The organism is Bradyrhizobium sp. USDA 4516, from assembly GCF_054055915.1.
Genome location: NZ_JBSRXT010000001.1, coordinates 4,665,218 through 4,683,974, shown reverse-complemented (window position 1 = coordinate 4,683,974; position 18,757 = coordinate 4,665,218). Strand labels below are relative to the sequence as shown.

18 protein-coding genes are annotated in these 18,757 nt (G+C 65.3%); 9 read left to right on the top strand and 9 right to left on the bottom strand.

The genetic code is table 11. The features are described from left to right. Position 1: 1 nt before the first annotated feature. Positions 2-313 carry a SorB family sulfite dehydrogenase c-type cytochrome subunit gene (gene sorB / locus ACVI1L_RS21700; RefSeq protein ID WP_456783734.1) on the top strand — a complete coding sequence of 104 codons (312 nt, stop codon included), beginning with the start codon at positions 2-4 and terminating at the stop codon, positions 311-313. A gap of 283 nt (positions 314-596) precedes the next feature. Then, a complete protein-coding gene (locus ACVI1L_RS21695; protein WP_057019268.1) occupies positions 597-797 on the top strand; it encodes a cold-shock protein in 201 nt (66 codons plus the stop codon). 213 nt (positions 798-1,010) lie between these two features. On the opposite strand, the gene ACVI1L_RS21690 is transcribed toward ACVI1L_RS21695, so the two are convergent. The 3 genes from ACVI1L_RS21690 to ACVI1L_RS21680 form a co-directional block, all read right to left on the bottom strand. Then, positions 1,011-3,083 (bottom strand): tetratricopeptide repeat protein, encoded by a 2,073-nt coding sequence (locus tag ACVI1L_RS21690; protein WP_253589444.1) that lies wholly within the window; start codon positions 3,081-3,083, stop codon positions 1,011-1,013. Positions 3,084-3,292: 209 nt separating this feature from the next. Then, positions 3,293-3,916: a hypothetical protein gene (locus ACVI1L_RS21685; protein ID WP_456785577.1), complete on the bottom strand. Its 624-nt coding sequence runs from the start codon at positions 3,914-3,916 to the stop codon at positions 3,293-3,295. A 104-nt stretch (positions 3,917-4,020) separates the two neighbouring features. Beyond that, positions 4,021-4,482 (bottom strand): Lrp/AsnC ligand binding domain-containing protein, encoded by a 462-nt coding sequence (locus ACVI1L_RS21680; RefSeq protein WP_038386239.1) that lies wholly within the window; start codon positions 4,480-4,482, stop codon positions 4,021-4,023. 114 nt (positions 4,483-4,596) lie between these two features. Here ACVI1L_RS21680 and putA point away from each other — a divergent pair, with 114 nt between their 5' ends. Next, entirely contained in the window at positions 4,597-7,605 is a 3,009-nt protein-coding gene (gene putA, locus ACVI1L_RS21675; protein WP_456783733.1) for a bifunctional proline dehydrogenase/L-glutamate gamma-semialdehyde dehydrogenase PutA, read from the top strand. Positions 7,606-7,776: 171 nt separating this feature from the next. Continuing rightward, complete coding sequence (locus ACVI1L_RS21670; RefSeq protein WP_057019265.1) at positions 7,777-8,982, top strand: CaiB/BaiF CoA transferase family protein; 1,206 nt, start codon at positions 7,777-7,779, stop codon at positions 8,980-8,982. Positions 8,983-9,135: 153 nt separating this feature from the next. Here ACVI1L_RS21670 and ACVI1L_RS21665 read toward each other — a convergent pair whose 3' ends face one another. From ACVI1L_RS21665 to ACVI1L_RS21655, 3 genes are all read right to left on the bottom strand, one after another. Next, on the bottom strand, positions 9,136-9,300 hold the full coding sequence (locus ACVI1L_RS21665; protein WP_168855758.1) for a hypothetical protein: 165 nt from the start codon (positions 9,298-9,300) through the stop codon (positions 9,136-9,138). A gap of 99 nt (positions 9,301-9,399) precedes the next feature. Further along, positions 9,400-10,947, bottom strand: a complete 1,548-nt coding sequence (locus tag ACVI1L_RS21660) for a hypothetical protein (protein ID WP_456783732.1) — start codon at positions 10,945-10,947, stop codon at positions 9,400-9,402. Positions 10,948-11,141: 194 nt separating this feature from the next. Continuing rightward, complete coding sequence (locus ACVI1L_RS21655; RefSeq protein ID WP_456783731.1) at positions 11,142-12,212, bottom strand: hypothetical protein; 1,071 nt, start codon at positions 12,210-12,212, stop codon at positions 11,142-11,144. 204 nt (positions 12,213-12,416) lie between these two features. On the opposite strand from ACVI1L_RS21655, the gene ACVI1L_RS21650 reads away from it, so the two are divergent. From ACVI1L_RS21650 to ACVI1L_RS21640, 3 genes are all read left to right on the top strand, one after another. Further along, on the top strand, positions 12,417-12,791 hold the full coding sequence (locus tag ACVI1L_RS21650; RefSeq protein ID WP_018273297.1) for a Crp/Fnr family transcriptional regulator: 375 nt from the start codon (positions 12,417-12,419) through the stop codon (positions 12,789-12,791). Next, positions 12,788-13,597 carry an MBL fold metallo-hydrolase gene (locus ACVI1L_RS21645; RefSeq protein ID WP_057019263.1) on the top strand — a complete coding sequence of 270 codons (810 nt, stop codon included), beginning with the start codon at positions 12,788-12,790 and terminating at the stop codon, positions 13,595-13,597. The genes ACVI1L_RS21650 and ACVI1L_RS21645 overlap by 4 nt, the downstream gene beginning before the upstream one ends. 139 nt (positions 13,598-13,736) lie before the next feature. Next, positions 13,737-14,351, top strand: coding sequence for a glutathione S-transferase family protein (locus ACVI1L_RS21640; RefSeq protein ID WP_057019262.1), 615 nt, complete (start codon positions 13,737-13,739; stop codon positions 14,349-14,351). Positions 14,352-14,549: 198 nt separating this feature from the next. On the opposite strand, the gene ACVI1L_RS21635 is transcribed toward ACVI1L_RS21640, so the two are convergent. The 3 genes from ACVI1L_RS21635 to ACVI1L_RS21625 are packed head-to-tail and all read right to left on the bottom strand — an operon-like array spanning position 14,550 to position 16,582. Next, positions 14,550-15,044 carry a TPM domain-containing protein gene (locus tag ACVI1L_RS21635; protein WP_057019261.1) on the bottom strand — a complete coding sequence of 165 codons (495 nt, stop codon included), beginning with the start codon at positions 15,042-15,044 and terminating at the stop codon, positions 14,550-14,552. A 2-nt stretch (positions 15,045-15,046) separates the two neighbouring features. After that, entirely contained in the window at positions 15,047-15,943 is an 897-nt protein-coding gene (locus ACVI1L_RS21630) for a TPM domain-containing protein (protein ID WP_057019260.1), read from the bottom strand. A gap of 21 nt (positions 15,944-15,964) precedes the next feature. Continuing rightward, a complete protein-coding gene (locus tag ACVI1L_RS21625; RefSeq protein ID WP_057019259.1) occupies positions 15,965-16,582 on the bottom strand; it encodes a LemA family protein in 618 nt (205 codons plus the stop codon). A 160-nt stretch (positions 16,583-16,742) separates the two neighbouring features. Between ACVI1L_RS21625 and ACVI1L_RS21620 the strand changes: the two genes are divergently transcribed. Together ACVI1L_RS21620 and ACVI1L_RS21615 are read left to right on the top strand one after the other, a co-directional pair. Continuing rightward, positions 16,743-17,597, top strand: coding sequence for an enoyl-CoA hydratase (locus tag ACVI1L_RS21620; protein WP_082653946.1), 855 nt, complete (start codon positions 16,743-16,745; stop codon positions 17,595-17,597). 8 nt (positions 17,598-17,605) lie between these two features. Then, a complete protein-coding gene (locus ACVI1L_RS21615) occupies positions 17,606-18,751 on the top strand; it encodes an acyl-CoA dehydrogenase family protein (RefSeq protein ID WP_456783730.1) in 1,146 nt (381 codons plus the stop codon). Positions 18,752-18,757 lie beyond the last annotated feature (6 nt).

Here is an 18,757-nt window from a genome sequence, read left to right as displayed (position 1 = left end):
CATGACCAGCAAGCTGCTTCCATCCCTCGCCGCGATCGCCGCGCTGTCGATCGGCGCCGCCATCGCCGCGCCCGTGAACTACACGGTCCCCGAGGAAACCGCGGCCTTCAAGCTGGGTCCCAACCTCGAGGTGGTGCAAAACAACTGCACCGCCTGCCACTCGGCCGACTACATCAAGACCCAACCGCAGGGCGAGAAGTTCAAGAAGGATTTTTGGCAGGCCGAGGTGACCAAGATGATCAAGGTCTACGGTGCGCCGATCGACGAAGCCGACGTCGGCAAGATCGTCGAATACCTCGCCGCGACCTATTGAGACGCCGCCGGTCGATCCCCGCGCGCCGGCCGAAAAGGCAGCGCGCGGGACGATCGATCCAGTTCGGTACACCGGAACCGATCCCTTTTTGCAGCGCATCAATTGACCACGAAACGGGCAATCCGGCGTAAAACCCCCGCAAAGCGGGTTGTTTCCGGTCAAAAACACACCGTCGTTTGATCTACCCAGCTTTTTTCAAACTGCTATCCTGTCGTTGCGGACAAGCCGGTTTTTGCGGGGACCGACTGGTCTGTTTTCGATTGATTCCGCGGAGACGACTGGAATGCCCAAAGGTACAGTGAAGTGGTTCAACCCGACCAAGGGTTATGGATTCATCCAGCCCGCATCGGGCGGCAAGGACATTTTCGTTCATATTTCAGCAGTTCAGAAGGCTGGCCTTCAGACCCTCAACGAAGGTCAGTCGGTTGAATACGAAGAGATTGCAAATCGCGGCAAGACGTCAGCCGAAAATCTCAAGGTCTAGCGTCACAGCGCCAGATCCGGCGGCGCACTCTCGGACGCCATCCGGGAGTGGGGGCCGATCCACACACCAGACAACGTGACGTTCGGCGGGGCGGGCACGATGCCCGCGCGCCATGGCGTTGAACTATATGGCGTTGAACTATTTCGGCGGCCACCGCTCGCGCGCCGACGACTGCCTTTTGCGCCGGGAAGCGCGCGGCTGCGCATTGCAGCATCACAGGCACGTGCCGCTCTGGCCGTTGCCGCACGGCACCCGCTTCGACAGCTGCTGAACCTTGCGCTTCGACTCGGCCTGCGCCAGCACGTCGAACACGCTTGACGGGGTGAGCTGCGTGGCCTTGCGGAAGTCCTCGGTCGCCTTGTCGACATGGTTGAGCGCCTCATGCGCCTTGGCGCGGGCGAACAGGCCCTCAACCGTCTCCTTCTGCGCGATCGCCCGGTCGAGATCCTCGACCGCCTTGTCGTAGTTGCGCAACGCCGACCAGGTGATGCCGCGCAATGTCAGCGCCGGCTGATAATCGGGCCGCGCAGAGAGGATGAAGTTGAGATCCTTCATCGCGTTGTCCGGCTTCTTCAGCCCGAGATAGGCCCGGGCGCGCAGCACATGCGGGAAGGCATCGTTGGGCGCCCGCGTGATGATCTGGTCGAAGGCGGCGATGGCGCGGTCGTACTGGGAGGAAGTCAGCATCGCGAGCCCGCGGCCGAGCTGTGCCGTCGGATTGTTCGGGCTTCGCTCCAGCACAGCGTCGATATCGACCAGTCCCTCATCTGCGCGGCCCTTGAGCATCAACGCGAGGCCGCGCCACGATTTGGCGATCAGATTGGTCGGCACCAGCGCCAGGGCCTGATCGAAATCCAGCAGCGCCTTGTCGAGCTGATTGAGGCCGATATGGGCGAGCCCACGTTCGGTGAAAGCGAGCGTCTCCTTGGGATTGAGCGAGATCGAATGATCGTAGTCGGCGAGCGCGTCCTGCACCTTGCCGGTGCCGGCCTTGACGAGGCCACGCGCCAGATACGCCAACGAATTGTTCTGATCGAGCGTGATGGCACGGCCGGCGTCGGCCATCGCTTGATCGAACTGCCGCGTGCCGGCGGCATTGAGCGCGCGGGCCGCCAGCAGCTGCGGATCGTCCGGCTTGACCTTGAGCAGGGCATTGAGATCGTTGCGCGCGTCCGCCGACCGGCCGAGCTTTGAATAGGCCAGTGCACGCAGGCGCAGCGCAGCCTCGTTGCGGGGATCGCCGCCCAGCACCTGGGTGAGATTGGCAACGGCGCCCGCGTAGTTGCCCTGTGCGACGAGCTGCTTGGCCTGCTCGACCTGCTGGTTACCCGCCGCCGGCCCGGCTGGCCGCGCCGGCGGCGCGCCTGGAGCCGGTGCGGCCTGCGGCGGCGCGGCGCCGCCTGCTGCCTTGGCGAGTTCGGCCTGCATCGTGACCGCCTGCTGGCGCTGCTGCTGTATCTCCTTGTTGTCGGGAAGCACCGCCAACAACCGGTCGAAGTCGGCAATCGCGCGGGCATAGTCACCCTTGGCGCTGTAGAGCTGGGCACGGGCGAAATAGGCGTTGCGCTCGGCCTGCGGCGCCTGCGCGATCGCACGCGAGAAATCCTCGATCGCTTTATCCATGTCGCCCTTGCGGCGATGGGCCTGACCTCGCCAGTAGAATGCATTCGGCGTGCCGGCGTTGACGGCAATCGCGGTGTTGGCGTCGGCCACCGCCGCATCAGGTTGTCCGGTTTCGACATAGGCCCGCGCGCGCCCGACACGGGCAGCGGGAAGATCCTGCCGCAACGTGATCGCCTGGTCGTAATCCGAGATCGCATCGCTCCAGGCGTGCTGGTCGGCGCGCAGATTGCCGCGTGCCAGGAAGCCGAACGGGTTCTTCGGCTCGAGCTCGATCGCGCGATCGAAATCGGCGCGGGCCTGATCCAAGCTGCCCTTGCGTTGCTGGACATAGCCGCGCGCGATCAGCGCCGGCACGAATTGTCCATTCAGCTGCACCGCTGCATCGGCATCGCTGAGGGCCTGATCGATCTTGCCGCGCGCGATGCCAAATCGCGAGCGGCCGGTGAAGGCCTTGGTGCGGTCCTCCGTGGAGCGTGCGGTATCGTTGATGATGCCCGAGCACGCCGCCTCGGCCTTGTCCGTCGGCGGCCCGCTGCAATCCTCGACATCGCCCGCGCGGGCCGGACCGGCGAGCACGGGCCAAAGTAGCAGCGCAAGCGCCAGCAGCTGTGGGAAACGAACGCCGCGGGTGGCGGCATCAATGCAGATCGAACGTGAACGCATATGGTAGCCTCGGGTTGACCGAATGCTGCCGGTGTTAACGCGTCACTTGGTTCTTATGGTGATCGGCACTGAACGTATTTTTTGGAACCATATCGTGCGAAGCTATTGTTCGAATCCTGGCATTCGGTTCCCAGCGTCGCGCGGAACGCTATCCCTGCGATCAATGAGGATGAAACAGCGCGGAACGCGCAGCTGCGACGCTCAGCCGTTCAATCTTCCGTCACCCATTTGGCGACGGTCATGACATCAGGCGGTTGCAGATAGCCGCGGGGCCAGAGATCGACCGCCCATTCCACCTTGGTCGCGCGCTCGACGAGAACGGCGGTGTTGTGCGGCGTTTGCACCAACGAAAATCCGCGGTAATGGGGATCCCCAACGTCATGAAACCTGAACAGGTTCCACGCCTGCATCACCAGCATCAGGCTGGTCGTGTTCCGCGTCGTGTCCCAGCAATCATAATTGTGTTTGTCGTCGTTGGCGCGGAAATCCGCTTTCGCCACGCGCTTGTCGGTGCCGAGGATCGGCCCCATGCGCCGGTCGAACCAGATCACGGCCTTTTGCACGGCCGCGCGTTCGGCGGCGGCATTGGCGCGGCCCGTGGCCATGATCTTGGCCAGAGCCGCCCGGTCGGCTGCGCTGAAGTCGAGCATCTCGCGACGCCGGCAGACGAAGCCGTAACAGACGGTCATCCCCGTCGCCGACGGCGGATAGATCGAGACCGAGGTGTAGAGCTGCAGGATGCCGGAGCTGAGCTCGGCCGCGCGGGCCGGCATGGCCGACGGCAACGACAGCATGAGCACAGCAAGCGCGCCGGCAAATCCGGCCGGCTTCATTCGTATCGGCTGATCAGCGTCTTTCATGAACCACCGCCCCAACTCGACCAAAGGATTATCGCGGGCGTGTCGCGATGCCAAGACATCCGGCGCATGGCTGTGGATCAGACCGGCAGCGGCGCGTCGCGCTTGACTTCCTCCATCACCGCGTAGGTTCGCGTTTCCCGCACGCCCGGCAGCGCCAGCAGGGTCTCGCCGAGAAACCTGCGATAGGCGGTCATGTTGGCGACCCGCGCCTTGACCAGATAGTCGAAGCCGCCGGCCACCATGTGACACTCGAGCACTTCCGGCGCGGTCTGGACCGCCCTGGCGAACTTCTCGAATACATCGGGCGTGGTCTTGTCGAGCAGCACCTCGACAAACACCAGTAGGCCAAGCCCGAGCCGGTGCGGATTGAGCCGGGCGCCATAGCCCTCGACGAAGCCGTCGCGCTGCAGCCGCTTCAACCGTTCGCCGACCGAGGTCGGCGACAGGCCGATCCTTTCCGCCAACTCCACATTGGCAATCCGGCCATCCCCTTGCAGGATCGAGAGGATTTTGCGGTCAGTCTTGTCGATTTCTGTCATATCTACGGTAATTCTCGAATTGATCCTGATTTTCTAAGGCAAATCTGCTAATTTGTCTATCGAACTACGGTTCACTAGCGCGTACGTGTTCCCACACAATCTCAAGGAACCGCCATGCCAGACCCGTTGCCGCTCCCGCCCCCGTTCAGCGCGCCGTATGCGCCAGACGACAGCGCCATCGCCGCCCGCCTGCGCCAGGACGCGACGCTCGGCGCGGAGGCGGAGGCACGGATCGATCGCACGGCAACCCGCCTGATCGAGGCAATCCGGGCCAACGACGATCCGCTTGGCGGGGTCGAGGACATGTTGCGGGAGTTCGCGCTTTCAACCAAGGAAGGGCTGGCGCTGATGGTGCTGGCGGAGGCGCTGCTGCGGGTCCCGGACGCGCGCACCGCCGACCAGTTCATCGAGGACAAGCTCGGTCAGGGCGACTTCGTCAACCACGAGACCAGATCGAGCGCGTTCCTGGTCAACGCCTCGGCCTGGGCGCTCGGCATGTCGGCGCGCGTGATCCAGCCCGGCGAGACGCCGCAGGGCACGATCGGGCGGCTGACGAAGCGACTCGGTGCGCCGGCGGTGCGCGCCGCGACACGGCAGGCGATGCGGCTGATGGGTAGCCATTTCGTGCTCGGCGAGACCATCGAGGCGGCGCTGTCGCGCGCGCAATCGCACACGGCGCGCGGCTCGCGCTATTCGTTCGACATGCTCGGCGAGGGTGCGCGCACCGCCGACGATGCCCATCGCTATTTCGAATCCTACGCCCGCGCCATCGATGCGATCGGCAAGGCGGCCGGCGATCAACCCCTGCCCGACCGGCCCGGCATCTCGGTGAAACTCTCCGCGCTGCATCCGCGCTTCGAGGCGGTGAGCCACGCGCGGGTGATGACCGAGCTGGTGCCGCAGCTGATCGATCTCGCGCGCCGCGCCAAGGCGTTCGACCTCAACTTCACCGTCGATGCCGAGGAGGCCGACCGGCTGGAGCTGTCGCTCGACGTCATCGCCGCCGCATTCGCCGACCCCTCGCTCGCCGGCTGGAGCGGCTTTGGCCTCGCGATCCAAGCCTATCAGAAGCGCGCCGCCGACGTCATCGACTATGTCGATGCGCTGACGCGTGCGCTGGATCGCAGGATGATGGTGCGCCTGGTCAAGGGCGCCTATTGGGACACCGAGATCAAGCGCGCGCAGGAGCGCGGGCTCGACGGCTATCCGGTGTTCACCCGCAAGGCGATGACCGACCTGAACTACGTCGCCTGCGCGCGCAAGCTGCTGGCGCTGCGGCCTCGGCTGTTTCCGCAATTCGCCACCCACAACGCGCTGACGGTCGCAACCATCCTCGAACTCGCCGACGATCCCTCAAGCTTCGAATTCCAGCGGCTGCACGGCATGGGCGAAGCGCTCTACGCCCAGCTCGGCGAGGACAGGCCCGAGATCGCCCACCGCACCTATGCGCCGGTCGGCAGCCACCGCGACCTGCTCGCCTATCTGGTGCGGCGGCTGCTCGAGAACGGCGCCAACTCGTCCTTCGTGGCGCTGGCCGCCGACAATCGCGTGTCCATCGTGGACCTGCTGCGCCGCCCGGCCGAGATCGTCGGCACCGACGACAAGGCGTCGCACTCCGCGATTCCGTTGCCGGCCGACCTTTATTGGCCGCAGCGCGAGAACTCGCACGGCATCGAATTCGGCGAACGCAAGGCGCTCGGCGCGCTGACGTCGGCGATCGCGGCCGAACGGAAGGCTTCGCCTTCCGTCACGCCATCAACCACCGAGCAGGCGAATGCCGCCGTTGCCGCGGCGCGCCGCGGCTTCAAGGCCTGGAACGCCACGCCGGCCATAAAGCGTGCGGCGATCCTGGACAAGGCCGCGGAGCTGCTCGAGCAGCGCCGCGCACACTTCCTCGCTCTGCTGCAAAGCGAGGGCGGCAAGACGCTCGATGATGCGCTATCGGAAGTGCGCGAGGCGATCGACTTCTGCCGCTACTATGCCGCGCTGGGGCAAGAGCTGTTCGGCGAAGGCGAGACGATGCCGGGCCCGACCGGCGAAAGCAATGTGCTGGAGCTGCACGGCCGCGGCGCGTTCGTCGCGATCTCGCCGTGGAATTTCCCGCTCGCGATCTTCCTCGGCCAGGTGACGGCGGCATTGATGGCGGGCAATGCGGTGATCGCAAAGCCGGCCGAGCAGACGCCGCGCATCGCAGCCGAAGCCGTTGCCATGCTGCATCAGGCCGGCGTGCCGCCATCGGCGCTGCATCTGATCCAGGGCGACGGCGCGGTCGGCGCCGCGCTGGTGGCGCATCCCACCATCGCCGGGGTCGTCTTCACCGGCTCGACGGAGGTCGCGCGGTCGATCAACCGCACGCTCGCCGCCAAGGACGGCCCGATCGTGCCGCTGATCGCGGAAACCGGCGGCATCAATGCCATGATCGTCGATGCCACCGCGCTGCCCGAGCAGGTCGCCGACGACGTCGTGACCTCGGCGTTCCGCTCCGCCGGCCAGCGCTGCTCGGCGCTGCGGCTGTTGTTCGTACAGGACGACGTCGCGGACCGCATGATCGAGATGATCGCGGGCGCCGCGCGCGAATTGAAGATCGGCGATCCCTCCGAACCGTCGACGCATATCGGACCGGTGATCGATGCCGACGCCAAGCAGCGGCTCGATGCGCATATCGCGCAAATGAAGCAGGAGGCGCGCGTGCATCTCGCCGGCGAGGCGCCATCAGGTAATTTCGTCGCGCCGCACATCTTCGAACTGTCGGCGGCCGGGCAATTGAAGGAAGAGGTGTTCGGCCCGATCCTGCATGTGGTGCGCTACCGCGCCGACAAGCTCGGCGAGGTGCTGAGTGCGATCGAGGCGACCGGGTTCGGGCTGACGCTCGGCATCCATTCCCGCATCGACGACACGATCGAGCACGTGATCGACCGCCTCCAGGTCGGCAATATCTATGTCAACCGCAACATGATCGGCGCGGTGGTCGGCGTGCAGCCGTTCGGCGGCAGCGGCCTGTCCGGCACCGGCCCCAAGGCCGGCGGCCCGCATTACCTCGCGCGCTTCGCCACCGAGCAGACGATCACCATCAACACCGCCGCCGCGGGCGGCAATGCGGCGCTGATGGCGGGGGTGGAGTAATACTCATCACCGACATGTCATTCCGGCATGGTGCATGGGCGCCAGGTCCGGAATGACTTGGTTGCATCGTGCCCCCCAGATGGGTCAAATGGCGGTCCGATCGGGATCATTGCTTGCGATAATTCCAGCTACCGGAAAAACACCAACAAGCGCCACGGGAGCGACGGCACGATGGAAAAAGGCATTTTTGACGGGCTCAAGGTCCTGGACTGCGCGAGCTTCATCGCGGCACCCGCGGCCGCCACCGTGCTGTCCGACTTCGGCGCCGACGTCATCAAGATCGAGCCGCCCGGCGCCGGCGATCCCTATCGCAATCTGCCCAATCTGCCCGGCTATCCATCGAGCGAGCACAATTTCGCGTGGATGCTGGAGGCCCGCAACAAGAAGAGCCTCGCGCTCGACCTCACCAAGCCTGACGCGCAGCAGGTGCTGTACAAGCTCGTCGCCGAGGCCGACGTGTTCATCACCAACATGCCACCGCAGGTGCGCGCAAAGCTCGGCATCACCTACGACCATCTTGCCCATCTCAACGACCGGCTGATCTACGCGTCCTTCACCGGCTATGGCGAGAAGGGCGAAGAGGCCAACAAGCCCGGCTTCGACTCCAACGCCTATTGGGCCCGCTCCGGCCTGATGGATCTGGTGCGCGCCGACGAGGAGACCACGCCGGCCCGTTCCGTCGCCGGCATGGGCGATCACCCCTGCGCGATGGCGTTCTACGGCGCGATCGTCACCGCGCTGTTCCAGCGCGAGAAGACCGGCAAGGGCTCGCACGTCTCGACCAATCTGATGGCCAACGGCGTCTGGGCCAATGGCGTGCTGGCGCAGGCCAAGCTCGCCGGCGCCAAGTTCAAGAAGCGCAAGCCGCGCGAGGAGGCGCTGAACGCGGTCACCAACCACTATAAGTGCAAGGACGGCCGCTGGCTGATCCTGTCGCTGCTCAACGAAGACCGGCAATGGCCAACGCTGGCGCGCTGCATGGGCCGCGAGGATCTCGTCGCCGATCCGCGCTTCGCCACCAAGGCGGACCGCCATGCGCGCTCGGTCGAGCTGATCAAGATCTTCGACGAGGTGTTCGCCGGCAAGGACCTCGCCGAATGGCGCAAGATACTCGATGGCAACGGTCTCGTGTTCGGCGTCGTCGGCATCCTCGACGACATCCCGAACGACAAGCAGATGATCGAGAACGAGGTGCTGGTGCGCTTCGAGAACGACACCATGCTGACCGTCAACAGCCCGATCTTCATCGACGGCGCGAGGAAGGTGCAGCCGCGCAAACCGCCCGAGGTCGGCGAGCATTCCGACGAGATCCTGCGCCAGGCCGGCTACGACGAGGCCACGATCCAGAAGCTGCGCGCGTCGGGCGCGGTGGCGTAGCGAACTAACCACCTTCGTGAGTAGCCCGGATGGAGCGAAGCGAAATCCGGGACAAGTATCGCAATCGGATCACGCAATCCCGGATTTCGCTTCGCTCCATCCGGGCTACGAGGTCAGCGAGCATTCCATCGCAGGCATCCAACGCCTAGAAAGCTATCTTTTCATCCAGGCCCAGACCAGGACCACAACGATGATGCCGAGGATGACCGCGAGCCCGATCGCCCAGCTGCTGACGCGGACGGCGCTGACCGCCTGACGCTCGGCCTCGTTGGCCGCGATCTCGCGGTCGCGCTGCTTGTCGTCCTCGGGAGCACTCATCGGCCGGTCTCCGCTCAAGGCTGGGCTGTTCGGGGCATGGTCGCGACGTGGAATGTAGCATCGAATAATGACGCGCAGCGGCTTCGGTTCCGGCGGAAATCACCGGCCCTTCACGAAGCACATGCCGATGCGCGAGGCCTTCCCGGCAACCTGGCAGGCAAGGCCGTCGGCGCAGGTCCAGCCGCGGAAGCTGCGGTCGCTCTCGGCGGGCCTGGCGCCCGGCAGATAGCAATGCGCGCCCCAGCCGTCGCTGTATTCGGTGCCGGCAAGTTCGGTGCTGCCGCGCAGCTGCGGCCGGTTGGAGAAGCCGCGCGAAAAGTCCGGCGCCTTGCCGTCGCGGAGGCTTGCGAGGATATCGCGGCGGCGGGGCTGGTCGCCGAAGAAATGCGGCGAGGCCGGCACCACGGTGGAGTTCGACGGCTTTGCCGCCATCCAGTCGACGCCGGGGAAATGGAAGCCGCCGATGCCGCGGGTCTGGTGACAGCCCGCGCAGGTGACATCGTTGAGGCGCCGCTCGAAGCCGGCCAGCGACTGGATGTTTTGCAGCTTCGTTCCGTCGGCCGCAGCCTTCTGCAGGGCGCCGACGACGTCACCATCGGAGAACACCGCATTGCCGGCCGTGCCCTCACCCTGCACCATGCCGAATTCGGGCTCCAGCTCGCTGACATCGAAACCAGTCGGCGTCGGCGCGACCGCTACGGTCGCGAGGAAGCGATCGGGGATCAGCAAGGTGCCGCGATCGAGCTCGGCAAGATGTTTGGGATCGAGCAACCACGCCTTGAAGTCGCGCCTCAGTGCCCCGTCCGCCAGAATGCGGTCGCGATCGATCTGGTTCTCCAGCGGTGCTTCGGCAAACCGTTTTGCCACGCCGTCATAATCGAACACTTTGAGCAGATAGTCGGTGCGGAAATCGCGCACCGCGGATTTCGGCGCGTGCGCGATCTGCAGATTGGTCTCGATACGATCGATATTGCGCGCATCGATCAGCTCGAGCGGACCATCCTTGCCGAGCAACTTCTCCATCGCCGGCGGCGCGCTGCCGGTCGCGAGCCAGCGCCGCGCGATTTCGCGGCAGCCGAGCGATGCGTCGTTGCCGTCGCCTTTCGCCTTCAGCACGAGGTTCAGCGTCATCGGCAGCCGCTGCGACACCGCGTTCTCGCCGATCGGCGACACATCGGTACGGGTCAGCCGGTAGATCAACCGGATCTCGCCGCAATCTTTCGGCGCCACATAGGCGCGGTCCATGCGGTTGACGATGCCTGACAGCACGAAGCGGACGTCGGAGGATTCAAGTAGCGCGCGATCGAACAGCTGAAACGCGAAGCCGTCGCCGATGCCGATGCTCTCATTCGGCAGGCTTGCTTTATGCTTTGCGACATAGCGATCGAACTCGCGATCCAGCGCCTCGCGCACCGGAACCATCGCGGCGAGCCCGAACAGATCACGGTTGGACAGCAGCGTGTCGGCGGAACGCTTCGGCGCGAGCATCCGGCCGAGGTTGAAGCGGCCGTGATCGAGCTCGCGCAGGATGGCGGGATCGATCACCGCCGCGCCGCGCTCGAGCGCGCGATCCTCGGCGGCACGTCCAGGCGCGGCGCCGCAGAGCAGAACGGACATCACCAGAAGGCATTTCAGCGCGCGGCTCATGCCCCCACTAACACCGCGCGGCAAACCCTATTCAAGAAAAAAGGCGCTTCACATCGTGGTGAAGCGCCTTGGTGTTGTCGTGTTGCGGAGATCATAGCGTTTTCGAGCGAAGTGGAGCCCGGTTCGCGTGAAGAAAACGCGTCCAAACGACGAGTTGGAGCTTCGGTTCTGATTCAATCAGAACCGAAAATGCTCTAACGCGAAACGATCAGGCCCTTGCTGGTGACGACCACCCAACGGCCGTCCTGCTTGCGGATGGCATCGACGCGGCCCAGGCCCGGGACGGGGTCGCCCGCGTAAACCTCGTAGATGCCGCCGCGGCCTTCGATCAGCGCGCCGCCATTGCCGACGTCGCGCAGCGACCAGCCGTCGACCACCGGCAGGCGGCCGACCTCTGGCCTGGGGGCGGCCGGCGCCGCCGCGGGCGCCGGGGTGATCGAGCCCGTGACCTCGCGGGCGGGCGTCGCCGCGGCGACGGTGGTCTGCGGCGCGGCGCGGAGCTTGTCGACCGCCTCGCTGAGCTTGTTGAGCTTGGCCATCGGCTCGGCCTGGGCCTTCTCGACCTTCTCGATCCGGTCGTTGGCCTTGCTGAACTGGGTCTGGCCGGCCCTGGCGGTCTGCTCGACGCTGGCCTTCAGCGCGGCGACCTCGGATTCGATCCGGGCGAGCGCGGCATCGGCCGCTTCCTTGTTGGCGGCGGCGTCCTTGGCAGCCACATCCCTGACGGAAGCAGCGGCGGGGGCGGCGAGATGGCCGAGCCCCGCGGTCGCGAGCGCACCGCCGATGGCGCCGGCCACGGTCGCCAGCGCGATCACCGCGGCCATCGCGCCGATCCGGCGCGTGCCGGCCGGCTTGCCCGCCGCCTTGGCCGCCTGTTCGGCGCCTGGCCTGGATGCCGTCGCCTCATGGTCCCAGGTGCGGTCACCCGGCGCCATGATCATCAGCTTGCCCGGAAAATGCGGCTCTTCCCGCTTGCCGGTCGCGACCCTGGGCACGTCCATATTGGTCGGCTCGACCTTGGCCTCGACCTTCGGCTCGATCATGGACTCGATCTTGGGGTCGATCTTGGGCGGCTCAACCTTCGAGGGTTCAACCTTGGGCGCGTCCATACGGGGCGCGTCCGCCTTTGGCGACGTCTCTTCCTGCTCGGGCGCAAGCCGGGGAGCTTCGACACCGGTCGCGGCCATCACGGGCTCGCTTTTCGCCGCCATTTCGGCGCCGGTTTGACCGCTGACCGGCTCGCTCTGCTGCTCACTCACGTTCAAAGTCTCCAGACTAGGTTGACAATTCGGTAACTTTTATTGCTTGCGAAATGGTTACCCCGCTCCGCCATTACCTAAATTTTAGGGAGTTTTCCGGGCCGGATTTGGGCGATGCTGCCCTGCGGCAATCTGCGCCGCTTCCGTTTGCGCGCGGCGCTTTCCCGATTAACATACCGTCATCTTCCAGCCAGAAGGCAGGAGAGCGCCATGACGATCGAGAAATGCATCAAGGAATTTGGTGTCGATGACGTCATCTTTGAGGAAGGCTCGACCGGCCGCGAGCTGTTTGTCGTGCTCGACGGCAAGGTCGACATCGCCAAGATCGATCGCGGAAACAAGACTGTTATCGTCAGCCTCGGCAAGGGCGAGTTCTTCGGCGAGATGGCCGTGATCGACGGCTCGGCGCGCTCGGCGACCGCCATCGCCTCCGCGCCCGCAACGCGGGTGATGCGGATCAACCACGCCCGCTTCGTCTATCTGGTCAGCCAGCAGCCGGCGTTCGCGCTGATGGTGATGGATGCGCTCTCGAAGCGCCTGCGCGCATCCAACGCGGTCACTTACCGGACGGCGGCAACCCCATGAGCGACCGCAAGCCAAGCCCGTTCAAGACGCTGTTCGACGCCGAGGTCGCAACGCTGATCCAGGCCGCCGACGACGTCTATCAGATCCGCTTCAAGAACCGTGCGGCGAACGCCTATCTGGTGCGCGGCAGCAAACGGACCATCATGATCGACGTCGGACTGTCGAGCAATTATCCGTCGCTCGTCGCCTGTCTCAACCATCTCGGGGTGACGCCCGAGATGGTCGACATGGTGGTGCTGAGCCATGAGCATCTCGACCACATCGGCGCGGCGTACCATTTCCACGGCAGCGCCTACGTCGCCGCGCACCGGCTCGCCGCCAACAAGATCATGCTGCGCGACGATTTCTCGATGCTGCGCAAGATGTTCAACGAGCCGAACGTGCCGATCGATATCGACATCTGGCTCGAGGAAGGCAACCTGATCGACCTCGGCAATTTCCGCCTCAACGTGATGTACACGCCCGGCCACACCTCGGCCTGCATCACGCTGTTCGACCAGGACAAGGGCCTGCTGTTCGCCGCCGACACGCTGATGCCCGGCGGCGTGATGGGCGGCGTGTTCGGCTCCGGCTCGATCGCCGACTATATCCAGTCGCTGGAGCGGCTGAAGGGCCTCAACTCGAAGATCCTGCTGTCGGGACATGGCCGGCTGTCCGACACGCCACAGGACGATGTGCGGATCGCGCTGCAGCGCTCGCACGGCCTGCTCGAGGACACCGCGCAACTGTTCGATGCACTCGATGCGCGCTCGAATTTCGAGCCGATCATGCAGTCGGTGCGCGACCTCAACAAGCTCGACGATTGAGCTCAGTTCCTCCCCGTCGTTGCGAGCCAACGGGTCGCAATGACGTTCGGGCGACCGAGCGCCTTCACATTTGACAAATCCGCGCCCGGCCTGTTCAACAGCGGCAACAACAACGTTGAAGAAACAGGGAGCGAGGATCATGAAGCTTTACGACTCGATCGGACCCAATCCGCGCATCGTGCGCATGTTCATGGCGGAGAAGGGCATCGAGATACCCAAACAGGCCGTCGACCTGCGCAAGGGCGAGAACCGCGAGACGGAACACCTGAAGCGCAATCCGCACGGCCAGATGCCGGCGCTCGAGCTCGACTGCGGCAACTACCTCTCCGAGATCACGGCGATCTGCGAATATCTCGAGGAGAAGCACCCCTCGCCCGCGATGATCGGCACCACGCCGGAAGAGCGCGCGGAATGCCGGATGTGGACGCGCCGCGTCGATCTCAACATCGCCGAGCCGCTCGCCAACGGCTACCGCTTCGGCGAAGCGCTGAAATTCTTCGAGAAACGCATTCCCGTCGCGCCCGAAGCCTCGCCCGGCCTGAAGATGATCGCCGCCAACCGCATCAAATGGCTGAACGACCAGATGGCCGACGGCCGCGACTACATCTGCGGCAAGCGCTTCACGCTCGCCGACATGCTGCTCTATTGCTGGCTCGATTTCGGCAACCAGGTCGGCCAGCCGCTGGACCAGGCGAACGCCAACATCGTCGCCTGGTTCAACCGCGTCGGCGCGCGGCCATCGGTGAAGGCGTAAAAGGCGGTCGTCTTATCCTCCCCTCGAGGGGGAGGATCGGTTCGCATGAAGCGTAGCGCAATGCGAACCGAGGTGGGGTGATCTCTCCCCTCGGGTAGCGTTCACGCGGAGAGACCTTCACCCCACCTCGCCGCTCATTGCATTCGCGTCGATCCTCCCCCTTCAGGGGAGGATGAAGAGCACCCGACCACTCAGTCCCTAAATCACCACCGGCTTGTCCGGCAGCTCGTTCGGGCCGGCCGGTGGCGGGAAATGCTTTGCCAGCTCGCGCGACACCGCCTCGATCCCCTTGATCACGCCCTGCTCGAACCGGCCGGCCCGAAAGTCCGTTTCCATCGTGCGGCAGATCGCCTCCCAGCCGGCATGGCCGACCTTCGCGTCGATGCCGCGGTCGGCGACGATCTCGACGTCGCGGTCGGCGAGCAACAGATAGATCAGAACGCCATTGTTGTGATCGGTATCCCAGATCCGCAAATGCGAGAACACGTCGAGCGCACGCTCCCGCGCAGGCTGATTGCGGAACAGCGGCACGCCGTCGAGCGCGCCCTCGACGACGAAACGGATCTGGCCGGAATGAGTGGCCTCGCCGGCCTTGATCGCTCGCTCGATGGCGTCGAGCACGCGCGGCGGAAAATCACGCCGCACCCGCCAGCGGTGCTCGAGCAGATGCTTGCCGATGCGCTTGATGCCCATGCCTACCAGCTCCCCGAGGCGCCGCCGCCGCCGAAGCTGCCGCCTCCGCCGCTGAAGCCGCCGCTATCGCTCGAGCTCGAGCCGCTGCTCCAGCCCCCGCCGCCGGACCAGCCGCCGGAATAACCGCCGCCGCGCCGGTACGGTCCCGAGCCTGCCGTCGGACCGCCGAAGTTCAATCCGCCGAAGATCAGCGCCGCGACGGCGGCGAACAGGCCGACCACCAGCGCCGTGGCGAGCGAGCCGGCTACCATCCAGGTGAAGACGCCGACGACACCGCCGGTCGCGACCGAGCCCAACAACCGCCCCAGTATCCCGCGCAACACGCCGGCCACGATGATGACGATAAAGATCGTCACCGGATTGGCGAAGTCGACCAGGTTCGGCCCTTGCCAATGCTCGGGCTCCGGCGCCGGCAATTGCTCGCCATTAATCAGGCGGATCATCCGGTCGACGCCGGCCGAGATGCCGCCGGCGAAATCGCCGGCCTTGAATTTCGGCGTGATGTCTTCGTCGATGATGCGATGGGTGACGGCATCGCTCAGCACGCCTTCGAGGCCATAGCCGACCTCGATGCGCAAGTGCCGGTCGCTCTTGGCGACGACTAGGAGCGCACCGTCGTCGACCTTCTTGCGCCCGATCTTCCAGGCCTCGGCCACGCGGATCGAGAACTGCTCGATGGTTTCCTCGCCCGTGGTCGGCACGATCAAGACCGCGATCTGGCTGCCCTTGCGGGCTTCCAGATCCTTCAGCCGGTCGGTGAGCGAGGCGACATCGCTCGCCGACAGCGTCCCGGTCTGGTCGACGACGCGGCCGGTGAGCGGAGGCACCGCGACCTCGGCCCATGCCGGGCACACGAAGCCCAGCAGGAAGGCGAGCAGGATGACGCGTGCGGCGGTCATCGCGATGCGCGCGCGCCGGCGCTATTTCGACGGCGCGGGAGCCGGTGACGGATTATTGAAATCGACCTTCGGCGCGGTCGATATTTCCTTTTCATTGTCGAGCGTGAAGTTGGGCTTCTCCTTGTAGCCAAACGCCATCGCGGTCAGATTGTTCGGGAAGGTGCGGATACCGACGTTGTAGTCCTGCACTGCCTTGATGTAGCGATTGCGCGCCACCGTGATGCGGTTCTCGGTGCCCTCGAGCTGCGCCATCAGGTCGCGGAACAGCGCGTCCGATTTCAGCTGCGGATAGTTTTCGGTGACGACCAGCAGCCGCGACAGCGCGCTGGTCAGTTCGCCCTGCGCCTGCGTGAACTTCTGGAACGCGGCCGGGTCGTTGAGCACCTCCGGCGTTGCCTGGATGCTGCCGACCTTGGCGCGCGCGTTGGTGACGCCGAGCAGCACGTCCTTCTCCTGCTGCGCAAAGCCCTTCACGGAGTTGACCAGGTTGGGCACGAGATCGGCGCGCCGCTGGTACTGGTTCACCACCTCCGACCAGCTCGACTTGACCTGCTCGTCACTGGTCTGGATCGCGTTGTAGCCGCAGTTGGTCAGGCTCAATGTCGCCAGCGCTGCGAGCACGGTCCAAAGCTTGCGCATGAAGATGGTCCTCCCCGGGTGGATTCTGCGTCAGCGTAACAGATTTTCGCCGGATAATCCCGTGCGGCGGATTTCGCGGCTTCTTTTGCGGATGATGACGCTTGCCTATCCCTGCCCGCGCCGTTCATCATGGCGAAAAAATCGATCGCGGGAGGATCCATTGGCGTCTGAACAATTCGAGACGATTGTTGTCGAACGGCCCGAGCCCGCGATTGCGCGGATCGTGATGAACCGCCCCGAGGCCCGCAACGCCCAGAACCTGCAAATGACCTACGACCTCAACGCCGCCTTCGACCGAGCGGTGCAGGACGACGCGGTCAAGGTCATCATCCTCGCCGGCAACGGCCCACATTTCTCGGCCGGTCACGATCTGCGGCCAGGGGCCAAGAACCAGGCCGGTGCCGATTTCCCGCCAGTCGGAAATTGGGGCGGCTTCGCCGAGCCGAACGCCCATGGCCGCTTCGCGCGCGAGCAGGAGATCTACCTGCAGATCACAAGGCGCTGGCGCAATCTGGCAAAGCCGACGATCGCCGAGGTGCACGGCAAGTGCATCGCCGGCGGACTGATGCTGGCCTGGGCCTGCGACCTGATCGTTGCCAGCAACGATGCCGAGTTCTGCGACCCCGTGGTGACGATGGGCGTCTGTGGCGTCGAGTGGTTCGTGCATCCCTGGGAGCTCGGCGCGCGCAAGGCCAAGGAGATGCTGTTCACCGCCGACGTCTGGAACGCCGACGAGGCGCATCGCCTCGGCATGGTCAATCACGTGGTGGCGCGCGGCGATCTCTCGTCGTTCACGCTGGCGCTGGCGCGGCGGATTGCCGCAAAGCCCGCCTTTGCGCTGAAGCTTTCCAAGGAGGCGGTGAACCGCTCGATAGACATCATGGGGCAGCCTGCCGCGATCGATCAGGCCTTCGCGCTGCATCAGCTCTGCCACGCCCACAACCTTCAGGAATTCGGCATGGTGGTGGACCCCGCGGGTCTGCATCCCTCCGTCAAGAAAACCGCCAACGTGTAGCAAGCCAGATGGACCTCACCCTCAGCGACGAGCAGCGCCTGCTGCGCGAAAGTGCCGACCGCTTCGTGGCGGAAACCTTCAGCCCCGAGCATCGCAGGAAAGCGGCGAACGATCCGCTGGGCTATTCGCCCGCGATCTGGAAACAGTTCGCCGAGCTCGGCTGGCTGGCGCTGCCGATCAGTGAAGCCCATGGCGGGCTCGGCGGCGGCGCGATCGAGATCGGACTGCTGATGGAAGCGTTCGGCCGCGGACTGGTGTCCGAGCCGTTCCTCTCCACGGTCGTGATCGGCGCCGCGCTGGTCGCCGAGTGCGGCACCGAGGCGCAGAAGCAGGCGATCCTGCCTGATGTTGCCGAGGGCAAGCTTACGCTCACCTTCGCGCATTCGGAGCGCGCCGCGCGCTTCGATCTCGCCCATGTCGACACCACGGCCAGCAAGACCGCCGACGGGTGGCGCCTGAACGGCAGCAAGATCGCCGTACTCGACGGCGCTTCAGCCAACCAGATCATCGTCTCGGCCCGTATCGCCAACGCCAATGGTGCATCGGGCAAGCTTGGCCTGTTCCTGGTGCCGGCGAAAACGCCCGGGCTCACGCTGCGCGACTACGCGCGGCTCGGCGGCGGGCGCGGCTGTAATCTTGATCTCAGGGATGTGCAATTGCCCGCCGATGCGCTGCTCGGCGACGGCAGCGATGCGCTACCCGCGATCGAAACCGTGGTCGACCGCGCGATGGCCGCGCTCGGCGCGGAGGCGGTCGGCATCATGCAGACGCTGCTCGACACCACGCTCGAATATACCAAGATCCGCAAGCAGTTCGGCCGGCCGCTATCGAGCAACCAGGTGATCCGCCATCGCCTCGCCGACGTGGCGATGCAGGTCGACGAGGCGCGCTCGATGGCGTTGCGCGCCGCGCTGATGGCCAATGCCGAGCCTGTGGCCCGCTGCCGTGCGGCGTCCGGCGCCAAGGCGAAGATCGGCAAATGCGCGCGCTTCGTCGCCGAGCAGGCGGTGCAGCTGCACGGCGCCATGGGCGTCACTGAGGAGCTCGACATCGGCGCCTATTTCAAGCGGCTGCTCGCCTTCGACACGCTGTTCGGCAACAGCGCCCATCATTATCGCCGCCACGCCGCGCTCAGCGGCCGCGCCCACACCTAACGGAGA

What these genes read in the sequence shown, in the direction of transcription:
- ACVI1L_RS21695 (WP_057019268.1), top strand. Translation starts at nt 597, where the DNA reads ATGCCCAAAGGTACAGTGAAGTGGTTCAACCCGACCAAGGGTTATGGA.
- ACVI1L_RS21615 (WP_456783730.1), top strand. Translation starts at nt 17,606, where the DNA reads ATGGACCTCACCCTCAGCGACGAGCAGCGCCTGCTGCGCGAAAGTGCC.
- ACVI1L_RS21650 (WP_018273297.1), top strand. Translation starts at nt 12,417, where the DNA reads ATGACGATCGAGAAATGCATCAAGGAATTTGGTGTCGATGACGTCATC.
- ACVI1L_RS21670 (WP_057019265.1), top strand. Translation starts at nt 7,777, where the DNA reads ATGGAAAAAGGCATTTTTGACGGGCTCAAGGTCCTGGACTGCGCGAGC.
- ACVI1L_RS21625 (WP_057019259.1), bottom strand. Translation starts at nt 16,582, where the DNA reads ATGCGCAAGCTTTGGACCGTGCTCGCAGCGCTGGCGACATTGAGCCTG.
- ACVI1L_RS21660 (WP_456783732.1), bottom strand. Translation starts at nt 10,947, where the DNA reads ATGAGCCGCGCGCTGAAATGCCTTCTGGTGATGTCCGTTCTGCTCTGC.
- ACVI1L_RS21630 (WP_057019260.1), bottom strand. Translation starts at nt 15,943, where the DNA reads ATGACCGCCGCACGCGTCATCCTGCTCGCCTTCCTGCTGGGCTTCGTG.
- ACVI1L_RS21665 (WP_168855758.1), bottom strand. Translation starts at nt 9,300, where the DNA reads ATGAGTGCTCCCGAGGACGACAAGCAGCGCGACCGCGAGATCGCGGCC.
- ACVI1L_RS21690 (WP_253589444.1), bottom strand. Translation starts at nt 3,083, where the DNA reads ATGCGTTCACGTTCGATCTGCATTGATGCCGCCACCCGCGGCGTTCGT.
- ACVI1L_RS21685 (WP_456785577.1), bottom strand. Translation starts at nt 3,916, where the DNA reads ATGAAGCCGGCCGGATTTGCCGGCGCGCTTGCTGTGCTCATGCTGTCG.
- ACVI1L_RS21635 (WP_057019261.1), bottom strand. Translation starts at nt 15,044, where the DNA reads ATGGGCATCAAGCGCATCGGCAAGCATCTGCTCGAGCACCGCTGGCGG.
- ACVI1L_RS21645 (WP_057019263.1), top strand. Translation starts at nt 12,788, where the DNA reads ATGAGCGACCGCAAGCCAAGCCCGTTCAAGACGCTGTTCGACGCCGAG.
- ACVI1L_RS21640 (WP_057019262.1), top strand. Translation starts at nt 13,737, where the DNA reads ATGAAGCTTTACGACTCGATCGGACCCAATCCGCGCATCGTGCGCATG.
- sorB (WP_456783734.1), top strand. Translation starts at nt 2, where the DNA reads ATGACCAGCAAGCTGCTTCCATCCCTCGCCGCGATCGCCGCGCTGTCG.
- putA (WP_456783733.1), top strand. Translation starts at nt 4,597, where the DNA reads ATGCCAGACCCGTTGCCGCTCCCGCCCCCGTTCAGCGCGCCGTATGCG.
- ACVI1L_RS21680 (WP_038386239.1), bottom strand. Translation starts at nt 4,482, where the DNA reads ATGACAGAAATCGACAAGACTGACCGCAAAATCCTCTCGATCCTGCAA.